Origin of the sequence: Pseudoalteromonas sp. SCSIO 43201 (assembly GCF_023716725.1) — a bacterium.
Lineage (GTDB): Bacteria > Pseudomonadota > Gammaproteobacteria > Enterobacterales > Alteromonadaceae > Pseudoalteromonas > Pseudoalteromonas peptidolytica.
This window is the reverse complement of the sequence record NZ_CP072683.1, coordinates 2,149,584-2,163,308: the sequence shown is the minus strand read 5'-3', so window position 1 is coordinate 2,163,308 and position 13,725 is coordinate 2,149,584. Positions and strand designations below refer to the sequence as shown.

Here is a 13,725-nt window from a genome sequence, read left to right as displayed (position 1 = left end):
TAACAAAGATAACAGGTATTGTCATTATGCAAAATCAGCAGCAGTGGTGTGAGCCAGATCTCAATGAGACAAATCGGTCAACTTCGTCTTCTGGGTTTGGCCGCACGTTTTACATTGCGAATATCATGGAAATATTTGAACGGCTAGCTTGGTATGGCTTTTTCGCTGTGTCATCAATTTATATGACAACCCCAAAATCACAAGGTGGTATTGGCTTTACTGATATAGAGCGTGGCGCAGTGCAGGGAATTATTCCCTTCTTTTTATATCTTTTGCCTGTTGTAACTGGTGCGCTGGGAGATCGCGTCGGGTATAAAAAGATGTTCTTTTTTGCATTTTTGGTTATGACACCAAGTTATTATTTACTGGGACAGGCACAGAGTTTTTGGCCATTTTTTGCAGCGCTGAGTTTTGTTGCGCTGGGGGCTGCTTGCTTTAAGCCTGTGGTTGTTGGCACCGTCAGCCACAGCACAAACGATGGTAATCGTGGTCTGGGCTTTGGGATTTTTTATACCATGGTGAATATTGGTGGGTTTTTAGGTCCTTTGGTTGCTGGGTATATGCGCGCCATTAGCTGGGATGCGGTATTTATGATGTCGGCGATTTGGATTGCCATAAACTTTATCCCCTTGATGTTATTTTACAAAGACCCGCAAACATTACCTAAAACCAAGCAATCTCCTACTCAAGTATTAAAAACGGCACAGTCGGTGCTGGGTAATACCCGTTTAGCACTTGCGCTGTTTGTCGCACTGGCGCTATTGATGTCGGCAGGCGTTGGGTTTTCTGACTACAGTCAGGCGTTTACTTGGATTGCAATCTGGTTAGTAGCTAACTGGGTGTGGGACAGAATGCTTATAAATCGAGCGTCGACTAAAGCATGGTGGCAACAACCGATGAAGGTGAGCAACCTGCCGTTTGCGTTATATTTGCTGATCCTTGCAGGCTTTTGGACTGTTTATAATCAGCTGTTTTATACTTTACCTGTGTATATCCGTGATTATGCAGATACCCGAGATATATTGGCGTGGTTTGGCGATTCTGGCGTCGCGTTTTTAGCGCATGTTGATATTGATAAGTTAACTGCTGCTATTTTTACGCTGTTCAATGAGCTTAAGGAAAGTGGCACGGTATCCATTGAAACCATTAGGCTGGAATGGGTTCACCTCAAAGTGAATGTCCCCCATGAGCAAATACAGTTGATACTACAAACGCTAAACGCGCTTCACGATAATGGACAGACACTTTCACAGCACCAAGCGCAAGCCCTTGCTAAGCAACTCGTACAATATCGTCAAATCAATCCTGAGTATCTCATCAACTTAGACTTTGCAGCGATCGTGGTCGCACAAATTTTGGTGAGTTTTGTCTGTCAGCGATTTAGACCATTTTATGTGCTAGTCACAGGTTTACTGGTGATGGCGGTTGCGTTTATCGCATTACTTAGCGATAGCGACTGGTTAAGCGGTCAGCTCATTGTCACTGTCATATTACTTATCGCGCTGGGTGAAATGCTTGCCTCTCCTAAAAGCCAAGAGTATGTCGCGAGTATCGCGCCTCAATCTCAAGCTGCGTTGTATATGGGATACTACTTTGTTTCTATGGCGCTGGGTTTCTTATTTGCTGGATTTTTATCTGGTTGGAGCTATAAAGTGTTAGTACAAGAAATGGCGGCACCTGAGTTAATGTGGGGACTATTTGCCGCTATCGCGTTTATCACTGCCATTGCATTATTCTGGTTCAACAAAGTGATAATAGACAGAAAAACATAGCACTATTGAAATGGGAACAGTTATTGGTCGCGATCGGTTTGTTTGCAAGCCATATTCTTTCTACACTCGAGCAAAAAATGAGGAAGTAAGATGAATAAAAAAATATGGATGAGCACAGTGCTTTTTGTTTCCAGCAGTGTGTATGCGCAAACGTATGTTTTACACGCTGACTCTGCGATTGATGTGGTGTCAGGCAAGCTTATCTCACCTGCCACTGTGGTCGTTGAAGACAATAAAATTACCTCAGTCGGAAAGTCAAATCGTAAAGCCTATCCAAAGGGCGCAGAGGTGATAGACCTAAGCGGTCACACATTATTACCCGGTCTATTTGATATGCATGTCCACTTAACTTCAGATGCTCATGTTCATGGCTACAAAAGGTTGCAACGTACCGCACCTCGAGCAGCGATCACCGGTGTTAGAAACGCCAAGCGCACACTGGATGCGGGCTTTACTTCTGTTCGTAACCTCGGTGCTGCTGGCTATGCTGACATCGCGCTGCGAGATGCCATTATTGATGGTGACGTACCAGGCCCGCGTGTAAATGCAGCAGGCCCTTCTCTTGGGATCACCGGCGGTCATTGTGACAACAACCTTTTAACCCATGAGCATAAAGTCTTTTCAGAAGGGGTTGCAGATGGTCCTTGGGCGGTAAGGCAAAAAGTACGTGAAAATATTAAATATGGTGCTAACTTAATCAAGTTCTGTGCAACGGGTGGGGTATTGTCTAAAGGCACTAAAGTGGGAGCTCAGCAATATTCTCAAGAGGAAATGACGGCGATAGTAACCGAAGCGCACCTACGCGGCTTAACGGTTGCAGCCCACGCTCATGGTACTGACGGTATCAAGTCCGCAATTAAAGCGGGTGTGAACTCGGTTGAACATGTCAGTTTTGTTGATGATGAAGCCATTCAGCTGGCCAAAGATAAAGGCACGTACTTCTCTATGGACATTTACAATACTGAATATATTCTAGGCGAGGGCGAAAAAGCGGGAATTTTAGCAGAGAGCTTAGATAAAGAACGTAAAGTTGGGGCTACTCAGCGTGCCAGTTTCACAAAAGCGGTAAAAGCGGGCGTGAATATGGTGTTTGGCTCTGATGCTGGGGTTTATCCTCACGGCGACAATGGCAAGCAGTTTAGCCGTATGGTGAAATTTGGCATGACTGAACTACAGGCTTTGCAGGCCGCTACCATTAACTCCGCGACGTTACTCAAGCAAAACACACAATTAGGCTCGCTTGAGGCGGGGAAACTTGCTGATATTATTGCGGTTAAAGGCAATCCGCTTAAAGACATTGGTGTGATGGAAAATGTCACTTTTGTTATGAAAGACGGCAAAGTAGAGAAGCGGTAATAAAGCAGCCCAAGGCCGGTGTCGCATTCGTCAAACACCTTTTACCGACATTAATGTCTCTTCTAAACAGGCTACAAAAGGTAGCCTGCTATCTGTTTCACTGGCGTACATTTATCTATTCAGTGCTTCTGAAATGGTGTTGATCCAATCACCGTTTTGGTCGCTGGAGAATTGCCAATTCATAACGCCACCCAGTTTAGCAATGTTTTGAATAGGCATAATCACCTCGTTAACTATGGTTCTTGCTGGCATGTATCCGGAGCCTGCGTCGCGCATGGTAACGGGGAATCCTAACACTATCTTTTCAGGTGACATATTCGGCAACTTAATATAGTTAAGATATGAGTTAACTATTTGGTCTGGGTTGGCGCTCCAAGGTGGGTTGTTATAAAACTGCACATTTAACCAATCTATATCTTGCCCTACCTGTTCTGCTACCTCAATATATCCTGCCATAGCACCTCCTTGCTCCAGATAAGGAGGCTGAGGTGCATGGGTTATAAGAAAGTCTGGGCTTGGTAGTTGCCTTCTGAGTTCCTGAGTTAAGGCAATCAAAAACTGTGCGCCGTCGTATCCAGCCTTGCCGATGAATGCCGCACTGTCTTCGTAATCAATGTCAACACCATCGAGATGGTTGTCTTTTACAAATTTTGCGAGCGCTTCTGCTAACTGTGCTGTATCTGTGGATTGTAGACGATAAGTATTATAATCCATGTCTCCACCACCAAAAGAGATAAGCACTTTCTGCCCTTTTTGCTGCATAGCCTTGATTGCCTCAACGGTTGCGTTGGTGAAGCTGGAGTGAGTGGCTGCGACCGCACCATTCAGTATTAAAGTAAACGGACTGTCACTTGTTGCAGACAAAAATGCGAGGTTAACCACGTCATAGGGCAGCTCGCTGGCATTAATAAGCGGGATAGCGCCTGAATTGTAGTATGTAATCGTTTTTGACATGCTAGTTCCTTTTATGAAAAGACAATCGACTATTACAAATTAGCTAAGTTTTCCGATATATGAAATTACAGGGGATTACAATAAATAGCCGGTTTGCTAAATAGTTCATAAGTGTAGATTAAATATAGAAGTGCTTGGCCAGTGGCTAAATAGGCTCAGGTAACCCTGCCTGTCTAGTTTGAGAATGACTTCACCACGTTGTGAATTGAATGAATAATGACGGGATAACCCAGACTGAGACATATAGCAGGCGTTGCAGCTGGTACTACGTAATGTAGTTTGCAGTGCGTCAAGGTAAGCACTAGCATCTTTTACCACGTCCTCAGAGTTAAGATCTATATTCAGGACAATACTAAGTAGTCCTGACGTGAAGCCACTAAACCCAAGGTTATTTCCATCTTGATACCAGCTTTTTATCATTTGTTGCAGGGTAATCACGTCTAGTTCGTAATTGGCAATTGGGTGGTTTAAGTTACTATTTACGATAGGTGCCAGTGTCTCAATGAGATGATCCGGTGAGGTGAGTGTTTTTGATTGGCTGTTTTCCCATACTAAATAAAGACAAAAATAGCGGGCAAAATCACCCAGGTTTTGTGCTTTTTGCGTCGCCCAATGATAAGCTGTAGTCACTGTTTCTTCAGACAATGTAAATGCCTGTTCACAATAACAAATAACATTATATAAGGTCAGCTTTTCATCAAATGATGCGCCCGAATTTATTGCTGGATAGTCTAAGTTATAACGGTGATAAAAACGCGCTATTTTATTTAAAGCGTTGCTATCAACTAGGTGGTATTTAGTCAATATCTCCGAGAGAATAATGCGCTCTTTCTCTGAATTGTGGCTATTTAAAACAGCTAGTGTCCTGAGGTCTTGGTTATGCAACTCAAACAGTTTTCCAGTGCCCACCGATAAATGAAGTTGGTGTAAATAAAGTAAAGTAGATCCCATTAATTTTAGGCATAACATTTCAATAAATTGTTCTTCTGAGTTGCACTTTACGATTTGTTTTTGTTTTATGAGTGCTTCGGTGCAGGGCATACCCTGGTGAATAAGCTGAAGCAATGTCTGTATCTTATCTGAAAATTGTTGCGGTTGTGATATTTCAGTCTTGTCAATTATGAGCGCCATGACTCTTCCTTAGTTGGTGTTAGGTGTGCCAGTTTTTATTTAACGTGCGATCAAGATGACATGGCATTCAATACAATGAAGTGATTGAGTATCCAAAAGAGGTAATTGAGCGATTAAAGAGGTGCTAATGCGCCTCTTTAATCTGGCGTATCACCATAGAATACAGCAAGCTCACGTTAGCTCCTCCACAGAGGAGCTAAATAGCGCTTTGTAGCACAGTGATAAAGCTTAACATTTTTGCGGGTCATGTAATTTTGCAATCGCAGAGCGTACTCGCAGGCACCCTTTTTCTGCAGGGCAATTCTCTGCACTTTTACAAGCTGGGAACTGCGCATCATCGCTGGCTGGCTCTGCCATAAATGACGCTACCATACCGCGCTGAAATACCAATGCTAAGGTTGAGCCACCATAGCTGAAATAACCCAGCTCTTGACCTTTTTTGACGTATTGGCCTTCATCAACTGTGATTTCTACCGATGAAATCTCGGTGATCCCAATTGGGATCACAGCAACCAGCCCTCTACCGAATTCATCTTCGATAAAAACAATACCACGCGTGTTTACCATAGCTTGATAACCTTGAGATTCAGTGCCAGCACTGGCATCAAAGCCCTCACTACGCAATTCACTGAAGGTAAATCCTTCAATAGTTTGTTTGCGCACGACTTTACCTGAAATTGGTGCATGCCAACGGTGGTAATCCGCGCCAGAGAGGAAGGATTGCATCACATCTCCACCAACAAAAGGCTCGATGAGATAAGAAGGGGTGGGAACATCGTGTTCTTTGCTAATCGCGTTACCGCCGAGCATATCAAACAATGAGTAGGGCTGGCCCTTCAACCAGAACTGGTTACAGTATTGCACGTCTCTTGCTATGCGATAAACAGTACCATCATTTGCAGATACGACTATTTTATTGGAGTCATTGGCAGGAAGTGGTCGATAAGTGTCAAGATCTAACTCTCGATGGAAAAAATCATTATATGAGGTAAAGCCCCAGTAAGTTTGCGCTCTATCTGCATAGTTTTTTGCCTGAGATAGACAAAGTTGCTCTTGGGCACTTTGAGATAGCCAGCCCGTCGGTGCGGGGATTGTGCCTTCAGGATTGAGCACAACTTTAGACTCTTCTGAGTCTAAGTAAGTCTGCCACGCTTGAAGTACTTGTGTAAGCCTAGCATTAAACTCATTCATAACGAATAGCTTATTCCCTGATGGAACAAACATGTAGAAAACAAACAGTTTGGACATAGGGAAAGTTTCTTTTTCGAACTCAGGGGCACGTTGAATAACGTAGTTAATAGCAACGAGCCATTGCGACAGAGTCTCAAAAGCTCGATATGGCTCGGGTACTTCAGTTAACATCTGGGTGGCGAAACGCCTAGCGGTGCTGTCGCTACTCGGTGTGCATGAAAGGTAATCCGAAAGTGCCTGAACTGCGGGTTCATAGCTACCAGAAAAAGCCAGTTCAGCTTGAGTCAAAGTTTCTTTTTGCCACTTTACAATTTGCTCAACCTTATGGTTATCCTCAGGGCTAATTTCTGCCTGACGACTTTCACTAACAACACGTAAAATATTCATGATTTCTTTCATTTGAGTGCTCTCCTTAATAAGAGTGGGTGATAGCGCGAGCTAAGGAGAATGTAGTCTAGTTTTCTGCGATTGACTATTACAGAGAATTACAACTTAGGTGATTATAAAGAGGTTTACCTATACGCAAGTTTTACTGACAAATATTTGAAAATATACCGACTAGAGGAATTGCCTCGGAGGTGTTGGGCGTGCAAAAATATACTCCTTTAAACTCAATAGAAAGCATACGTAAGAACGAAATCGGAGACTGCGAACGCTGGTGCAGATAGCTTAGCACTAGCAACCGAAACATAAAATTGATAAAAATATGACTCGGGCACTTAAATTTTAAAAAAACCACTATGTAAAAGGAAATTTTTATGGAGCTACACTCTCTCACGTTATTCGCTATTGCTTGCTTAGCAATTAACCTGATCCCCGGGCCTGATGTTATTTATATTGTATCTAACACCATGAAAGGCAAAATATCGGCAGGAATGCAGGCTGCACTTGGTTTAGGTACAGGCTATTTTGTTCATACCATCGCTGCTTGTTTAGGATTGTCGGCAATTATTTTGAGTTCGGCTTTTGCATTTAGCGTGGTGAAATGGCTTGGCGCGGCCTATTTAGTTTATTTAGGCGTTCAATCAATACGGTCAATGTGGCGTGGCGACAGCCTGCTACAGCCGAAAAAACCAGAAACTCAAACTGGTAATGTTTTTATACAAGGTATTTTAGTCAGTTTACTGAATCCTAAGGTAGCCTTGTTCTTTTTGTCTTTTTTACCGCAATTTGTGGATCTTGCAGCACCATCAACGTCGCTACAAATTTTAATACTAGGGATACTATTTAGTTTTTTGGCTACGGTTTGTAACTTAGCGTATGCAGTTGCTGGCAGCTGGTTGTTTAATCGACCTAATGCAACACGCTATTCTCGTGCTCTTGAAGGCGTTTCGGGCATGTTGCTACTAGGGTTAGCTGGGAAAGTTATCGTTAGCGAGAAGTAGATCAGTGCTGGGTTACTGAACAAGATATACCAGGTGGGGGGACGTGGAAAAGTCTAAAATTTGGAAAGACAAGTCTGTTGTAGGGGTTGAGCTCTTATCAGCGCAGTATACCAAGTTTGAGTTTGCCAAACATTGGCATGATGAATTGGCCATCGGTGTGATAGAAGACGGCGCTGAAGGTATTCTCTATGGCGGGCAAAAGTTGATAGTGCCTAAACATCACATTGTGGCAATCAACCCCGCTGAGGTGCATACCGGATTCCCCGGTGTGCCAAGTGGGTGGCGTTATCGGATGTTTTATTTTGATCTCGCATTTTTACAGCAAGTTTTTGACAAAATGAGCGTGCACTTAGAGCCTGTTGTTAATCGCACCATTATTGATGATAAACGTCTGTTTTTAGGCTTGTTACAGCTTCATCAAGCGATGGAGCAAACGAGCTTCACGTTGACGAAGGAATCACTGTTGTTGATAACCTTAGAACAGGTGTTTACCCAGTACGGTGAAGTAAGCAACCCTGAACGCACCACTTTTATTGATACGCATAATGTGTTTCGTGCAAGAGACTATCTTTTTGACAACTGGCAGGAAAATATTTCACTCGATGAGTTAGAGGGGCTAACGAACAGTACTCGATTCCAGTTAATCAAAAGTTTTAACTCAACATTTGGCCTGACCCCGCATCAATTCCTCTTACAGATCAAAATACAAAAAGCCAAGAGTTTGCTTGCCAAAGGCATGACTTGTGTTGATACCGCGCTATTCTGTGGATTTTATGATCAAAGCCATTTTAATCGCAATTTTAAGCGGGCATACGGGGTATCACCATCTAATTACAAGTGCTGATATCTACACTTCAGGCGTATTTTCAATTTTGTACAAGACCAAACATTTCGATTTTTGTACTTTGTGTGCTTTCACAAAGGAGAAGTTTTGACAATGAGTTTGTTTATCATTTGGTTTAGTGCCATGTTCCCGTTAATTTTTAGTCCAGGTCCTGCAAATATTGTATTTGCTGCATCAGGTGCCAATGTCGGAGTGAGACGTTCATTAGGACTCTTAGCTGGCGTTGACATAGTGTACGCCCTCAAGTCGCTCTTGGTAGGGTATGGCCTTGGTAAAGTGATTGAGTCTCACCCGATGGCTTTGAATTTTCTGCAACTGATGGGGTCTATTTACCTTATCTATATGGCGACGAAATTTTTTGGCGCATCTACGAACATTTCAGCAAGTGATAACAAAACACTAGGTTTTATGGATGGAGTATTACTGCAAGTATTGAACAGCAAAGGGTGGGTATTAGTTTTGATTATGTTTACGCTTTTTAGCGAGCAAGCGAATGATGCCTTCGGCGCTGCGGGAAATTTAATTCTGGTGTTATGGCTCGCGGTACTCAATATTTCAGTACATTTGGTCTGGATTAAAGCAGGTGACTTGTTGGCGCGAGTATCGAACAACCCTGTTTATAATAAATACTTGGAACGATTTTACGGTGGGTGTTTGTATCTTGTCGCGGTTTGGCTAATTTTCGATAATAAAATTTGGCACTGAGGTCTGGTATCAGCAAAAATAAAGGCTTCTAAATAGAAGCCTTTACTTGTATATAAGTAATATGGTGATTACATCACCCGCATACCAGGCTGTGAGCCTTCGTCTGGATTCAAGATATAAATCTCTTTACCACCAGGACCTGCCGCTAGCACCATGCCTTCTGACATACCAAAACGCATCTTACGAGGCTTGAGGTTGGCAACCATTACGGTTAACTTGCCGATAAGATCTTCAGGTGAATACGCTGACTTAATACCTGCAAACACTTGACGTGTTTCGCCACCTAAATCAAGGGTTAACCTAAGTAGCTTATCTGCACCTTCAACATGTTCTGCGTTTGCAATTTTCGCGACACGCAGGTCAACTTTAGCAAAATCATCAAATTCGATTTCTGCTGCGATTGGCTCTTTGGCAAGCGGACTATTTGGATCGGCTTCAACAGACTGACCACCCACTTTCTTTTCGAGGCTTTCTTTAGAAGACTCAATCATGGCATTGACTTTATCAAGTTCAACGCGTTGCATTAGCGCTTTAAACTTATTGATTTCATGATTAACAAGGGCGCTGTCAATGCTCTCCCAAGTAAGCTCAGTGTTTAAGAAAGCTTCTACATTTTTCGCCATACCTGGAAGGATAGGTTTTAAGTAGGTAAGCAGTACGCGGAATAGGTTAAGACCCATGGAGCAAACATGATGTGCACGCTCAAGAGTCTCTTCATTCTTTGCAAGTACCCAAGGCGCTTCGGCGTCAATAAACTGGTTTGCTTTGTCAGCAAGAGTCATGATCTCACGTACAGCGCGGCTGTATTCGCGGTTTTCAAAGTGTGTCGCAATTGAATCCTTTGCAGCAACAAAGCTATTTAGTAGCGCTTCGTCCATGACAGTATCGCTTAGTTTGCCACCAAACTTTTTGGTGATAAAGCCTGCACAGCGACTTGCTATGTTTACCACTTTGCCCACTAAGTCTGAGTTCACGCGTGCCGCGAAATCTTCTAGGTTTAGGTCTAAATCAGTAACACCACTGTTTAGTTTAGCAGCGTAATAATAACGTAAATATTCAGGATCTAAGTGCTCAAGGTAGGTGCGAGCTTTTACAAAAGTCCCCTTAGACTTAGACATTTTAGCGCCATTTACGGTGACAAAGCCGTGAGCAAAAACATTATTTGGTTTGCGGAAATTAGCACCATCTAGCATTGCTGGCCAAAATAGGCTGTGGAAGTAGATGATGTCTTTACCGATAAAGTGATATAGCTCAGCATCAGAGCCTTCACCCCAAAACTCATCAAAGTTCAAGCCCTGTTTTTGACATAGGTTTTTAAAGCTTGCCATGTAACCGATTGGCGCATCCAACCACACATAGAAATACTTGCCAGGGGCACCAGGTATTTCAAAACCAAAATACGGTGCATCACGGCTGATGTCCCACTGCTGTAGGCCATCTGCAAACCATTCGTCTAGCTTGTTTGCCATTTCCGATTGTAAACTACCTGAACGCAGCCATGTTTTTAACATGTCTTCAAACGCTGGCAAGTCAAAGAAGTAATGCTCTGAATCTTTCAAAATTGGCGTCGCACCAGACATTACAGATTTAGGCTCAATTAATTCTGTCGGGCTATAGGTTGCACCACAGGCATCACAGCTGTCGCCATTTTGATCTTCAGACTTACAGGTAGGGCAAGTACCAGTAACAAAGCGATCTGGTAGAAATATACTTTTTTCAGGGTCGAAGAGCTGCGAGATTGTACGCTTTTTAATATAACCTTTTTCGTCTAAACGAGTGTAAATAAGCTCGCTTAGTTCACGGTTCTCGTCGCTGTGTGTGCTGTGGTAGTTATCAAACTCGATATTAAAATCGGCAAAGTCACGTTGACGTTCAATGCTTACCTGCTGAACCATTTCTTCTGGCGTAATACCTTGCTTCTGTGCATTAAGCATGATTGGCGTGCCGTGCGCATCATCTGCACAGACATAATAAGCTTCATGGCCTTGTAGCTTTTGGAAGCGAGACCAAATATCGGTTTGAATATATTCAAGCAAGTGGCCTAAGTGTGTTGGGCCATTTGCATATGGTAATGCACTGGTAATGAGAATTTTTCTCTTCGTCATAACGATTCCATGAATTTAGCGCGATCTTTTTAATTGATGGTGTTGAATTGGCTTATTTTTCACCTTATTGGCGCTCGAATGCACAAGTGCGTGAGGTGACTTACCTTTGTTCAGACCATGAACCGCGAATTGACTGGTTTTAATGTGTTGAATGTTACATAATTCCGAGGCTATTTTCATCACCCAGAGGAGTTTAATTTGTATGTTTGGACTGGAAAAATGGTTTGCCAGAGGAAAAAATACCAAACAAGCAATAATTGAGCTTTTAAGTGGCTATCGCAGTGCTGCATTACCAGTGGGAATTGATGCGAATTGGGTGATTAAAGTACAAGAGTCAAACAAGCAAATTCAAGTACATATTAACTTCCCGTTTGCTATTCAATGTGATCAAGAAATATCTAGCTACTTGAAGCAACATCTAAATAAGCCTGTTGAGGTGATATCTGACGTTATTGTTGTCGGTCGACCAAAATTTAAAGCCATTAAACATATTATTCTTGTTGCCTCAGGCAAGGGCGGGGTGGGTAAGTCAACGACGGCGATTAATCTAGCCTACGCGCTGCGTGCTCAAGGCGCAAAAGTGGGTGTTTTAGATGCCGATATTTACGGGCCCTCATTACCAAGTTTGCTGGCTCTTGAGGACGAAAAACCTCAGGCAAAAGATGATAAAACCTTACTACCAATTGAAAAGGCGGGAATTAAAGCCATGTCTATCGGCTTTTTGGTTCCAGCAGAAAATGCCACAGTTTGGCGAGGTCCAATGGCTTCTCAAGCACTTACCCAATTGCTAAATGAAACAGAGTGGGGCGAGCTGGATTATCTGATTGTAGACATGCCGCCTGGCACCGGGGATATTCAGCTTACAATGACGCAAAAAGTGCCAGCCAGTGGCGCTGTGATCGTCACTACCCCTCAGACGCTGGCGCTGGCGGATGCGCAAAAGGGTATCGCGATGTTTGAAAAGGTGCAGTTGCCTATTTTAGGGCTGGTTGAAAATATGAGTTACTTCAATTGTGAGCAGTGTGGCAGCCGCAACCAAATTTTTGGTCACTCAGGTGGTACTGCATTGGCAAGTCGATATGGTGTACCTTTACTCGCGGAAGTGCCGCTTAATGACCAAATCAGAGTAGCGACAGAACAAGGTAAAGATATTGTTGCTTTGGCTCATCAGCCAAACCAACAAAACGAAACGGATAATCATGATATAGCCGATCATTATGTTGATTGTGCCCAACTGGTTGCCAGTATGTTATATTATCAATCAAACTCAACGTCGGGCGTTGAGATTGTGATGACGGAAGATTAAGAATGAGATTATCGGATACCCACATTCGAGAAGCGATAGAACAAAAGCGTATAGTTATAGAGCCTACGCCTGAACCAGATATGATTTCAGGGGTAACGGTAGATTTGAGACTTGGTAACAAGTTTAGAGTATTCCAAGATCATGCCGCACCTTATGTAGATCTCAGTGGCCCAAAAGATCAGATCAATGCCGCGATGGAGTCAATCATGAGTGATGAAATTGTGTTAGAAGATGGTCAAGCTTTTTTCTTGCACCCTGGGGAGCTTGCGCTGGCGATGACGTTTGAAAAAGTAACGCTACCTGCTGATCTCGTTGGCTGGCTTGATGGCCGTTCGTCTTTGGCACGGCTTGGTTTAATGGTTCACGTTACCGCGCATCGTATTGACCCCGGTTGGTCAGGCAATATTGTTCTAGAGTTCTACAATTCAGGCAAGTTGCCTTTGGCACTTAGACCAAACATGAAAATCGGTGCGATGAGTTTTGAAACTATGACCTGCGCCGCTGAGTTTCCATACAATGAACGTAAAGACGCAAAGTATAAAGATCAAAATAGCGCCGTTGCGTCTCGCATCAGTGATGATAAATAACTAACTTTAGCTGCTGGTAATTAATACTTACTCGCAGCTCCCGTGAGCTCGGTTATTATCAAATTTTCTGGCTATCAATGACTGCCATTAACTATGCGCAACTATTCTTTGATAGTCTGTCAATGCCATCACTCTATCTGCACAGTTGGTATTAAATGTTTTTCACTACACTGACATTTCAGACAACGAGGGTATTTTAAGCGAAGGCTACACGACAGCCCGCTCTTATGATAGGCTCAACACGGCCCTCAAATAAGGTGCTAGGAAAGGGCGATAAAATTATACCCGGCTGATAAGCTGTGTAGTTACATTAATCTTAGACTGTCTCTCAAACCTCTCCATAACGATTTAAATTCAATAATATTTTTGCATTTACTCTGAACCTCACC

General features: G+C 43.1%; 11 protein-coding genes. 7 read left to right on the top strand and 4 right to left on the bottom strand.

All coding sequences use genetic code 11. The features are described 5' to 3' along the window. Positions 1-26 precede the first annotated feature (26 nt). Together J8Z24_RS09280 and J8Z24_RS09275 are read left to right on the top strand one after the other, a co-directional pair. Positions 27-1,772: an MFS transporter gene (locus J8Z24_RS09280; protein WP_176032401.1), complete on the top strand. Its 1,746-nt coding sequence runs from the start codon at positions 27-29 to the stop codon at positions 1,770-1,772. 90 nt (positions 1,773-1,862) lie between these two features. Then, complete coding sequence (locus J8Z24_RS09275) at positions 1,863-3,128, top strand: Xaa-Pro dipeptidase (protein ID WP_125253907.1); 1,266 nt, start codon at positions 1,863-1,865, stop codon at positions 3,126-3,128. A gap of 111 nt (positions 3,129-3,239) precedes the next feature. Here the strand turns inward: J8Z24_RS09275 and J8Z24_RS09270 are convergent, their stop codons facing one another. The 3 genes from J8Z24_RS09270 to J8Z24_RS09260 form a co-directional block, all read right to left on the bottom strand. After that, positions 3,240-4,082: a glycosyl hydrolase family 18 protein gene (locus J8Z24_RS09270; protein WP_176032370.1), complete on the bottom strand. Its 843-nt coding sequence runs from the start codon at positions 4,080-4,082 to the stop codon at positions 3,240-3,242. A gap of 105 nt (positions 4,083-4,187) precedes the next feature. Then, positions 4,188-5,213, bottom strand: a complete 1,026-nt coding sequence (locus J8Z24_RS09265; protein ID WP_176032371.1) for a hypothetical protein — start codon at positions 5,211-5,213, stop codon at positions 4,188-4,190. Positions 5,214-5,441: 228 nt separating this feature from the next. Then, positions 5,442-6,803 (bottom strand): phosphatidylserine decarboxylase family protein, encoded by a 1,362-nt coding sequence (locus J8Z24_RS09260; protein WP_128732197.1) that lies wholly within the window; start codon positions 6,801-6,803, stop codon positions 5,442-5,444. 359 nt (positions 6,804-7,162) lie between these two features. Here J8Z24_RS09260 and J8Z24_RS09255 point away from each other — a divergent pair, with 359 nt between their 5' ends. The 3 genes from J8Z24_RS09255 to J8Z24_RS09245 all read left to right on the top strand — a co-directional run bounded on the left by J8Z24_RS09255 (position 7,163) and on the right by J8Z24_RS09245 (position 9,338). Further along, a complete protein-coding gene (locus tag J8Z24_RS09255; protein WP_252094562.1) occupies positions 7,163-7,789 on the top strand; it encodes a LysE family translocator in 627 nt (208 codons plus the stop codon). A gap of 43 nt (positions 7,790-7,832) precedes the next feature. After that, positions 7,833-8,633 (top strand): helix-turn-helix transcriptional regulator, encoded by an 801-nt coding sequence (locus tag J8Z24_RS09250; RefSeq protein WP_252094561.1) that lies wholly within the window; start codon positions 7,833-7,835, stop codon positions 8,631-8,633. A gap of 93 nt (positions 8,634-8,726) precedes the next feature. Then, on the top strand, positions 8,727-9,338 hold the full coding sequence (locus tag J8Z24_RS09245; RefSeq protein ID WP_176032373.1) for a LysE family translocator: 612 nt from the start codon (positions 8,727-8,729) through the stop codon (positions 9,336-9,338). Between the two features lie 68 nt (positions 9,339-9,406). Here the strand turns inward: J8Z24_RS09245 and metG are convergent, their stop codons facing one another. Beyond that, complete coding sequence (gene metG / locus J8Z24_RS09240; RefSeq protein ID WP_252094560.1) at positions 9,407-11,443, bottom strand: methionine--tRNA ligase; 2,037 nt, start codon at positions 11,441-11,443, stop codon at positions 9,407-9,409. A gap of 202 nt (positions 11,444-11,645) precedes the next feature. Between metG and apbC the strand changes: the two genes are divergently transcribed. Beyond that, complete coding sequence (gene apbC, locus J8Z24_RS09235; RefSeq protein ID WP_252094559.1) at positions 11,646-12,749, top strand: iron-sulfur cluster carrier protein ApbC; 1,104 nt, start codon at positions 11,646-11,648, stop codon at positions 12,747-12,749. Between the two features lie 2 nt (positions 12,750-12,751). After that, positions 12,752-13,336: a dCTP deaminase gene (gene dcd, locus J8Z24_RS09230; protein WP_147390691.1), complete on the top strand. Its 585-nt coding sequence runs from the start codon at positions 12,752-12,754 to the stop codon at positions 13,334-13,336. The last annotated feature ends 389 nt before the right edge of the window (positions 13,337-13,725 follow it).

Coding starts and splice junctions, on each gene's coding strand:
- J8Z24_RS09280 (WP_176032401.1), top strand. CDS start 27: ATGCAAAATCAGCAGCAGTGGTGTGAGCCAGATCTCAATGAGACAAAT.
- J8Z24_RS09255 (WP_252094562.1), top strand. CDS start 7,163: ATGGAGCTACACTCTCTCACGTTATTCGCTATTGCTTGCTTAGCAATT.
- J8Z24_RS09260 (WP_128732197.1), bottom strand. CDS start 6,803: ATGAAAGAAATCATGAATATTTTACGTGTTGTTAGTGAAAGTCGTCAG.
- J8Z24_RS09270 (WP_176032370.1), bottom strand. CDS start 4,082: ATGTCAAAAACGATTACATACTACAATTCAGGCGCTATCCCGCTTATT.
- J8Z24_RS09245 (WP_176032373.1), top strand. CDS start 8,727: ATGAGTTTGTTTATCATTTGGTTTAGTGCCATGTTCCCGTTAATTTTT.
- dcd (WP_147390691.1), top strand. CDS start 12,752: ATGAGATTATCGGATACCCACATTCGAGAAGCGATAGAACAAAAGCGT.
- J8Z24_RS09275 (WP_125253907.1), top strand. CDS start 1,863: ATGAATAAAAAAATATGGATGAGCACAGTGCTTTTTGTTTCCAGCAGT.
- metG (WP_252094560.1), bottom strand. CDS start 11,443: ATGACGAAGAGAAAAATTCTCATTACCAGTGCATTACCATATGCAAAT.
- apbC (WP_252094559.1), top strand. CDS start 11,646: ATGTTTGGACTGGAAAAATGGTTTGCCAGAGGAAAAAATACCAAACAA.
- J8Z24_RS09265 (WP_176032371.1), bottom strand. CDS start 5,213: ATGGCGCTCATAATTGACAAGACTGAAATATCACAACCGCAACAATTT.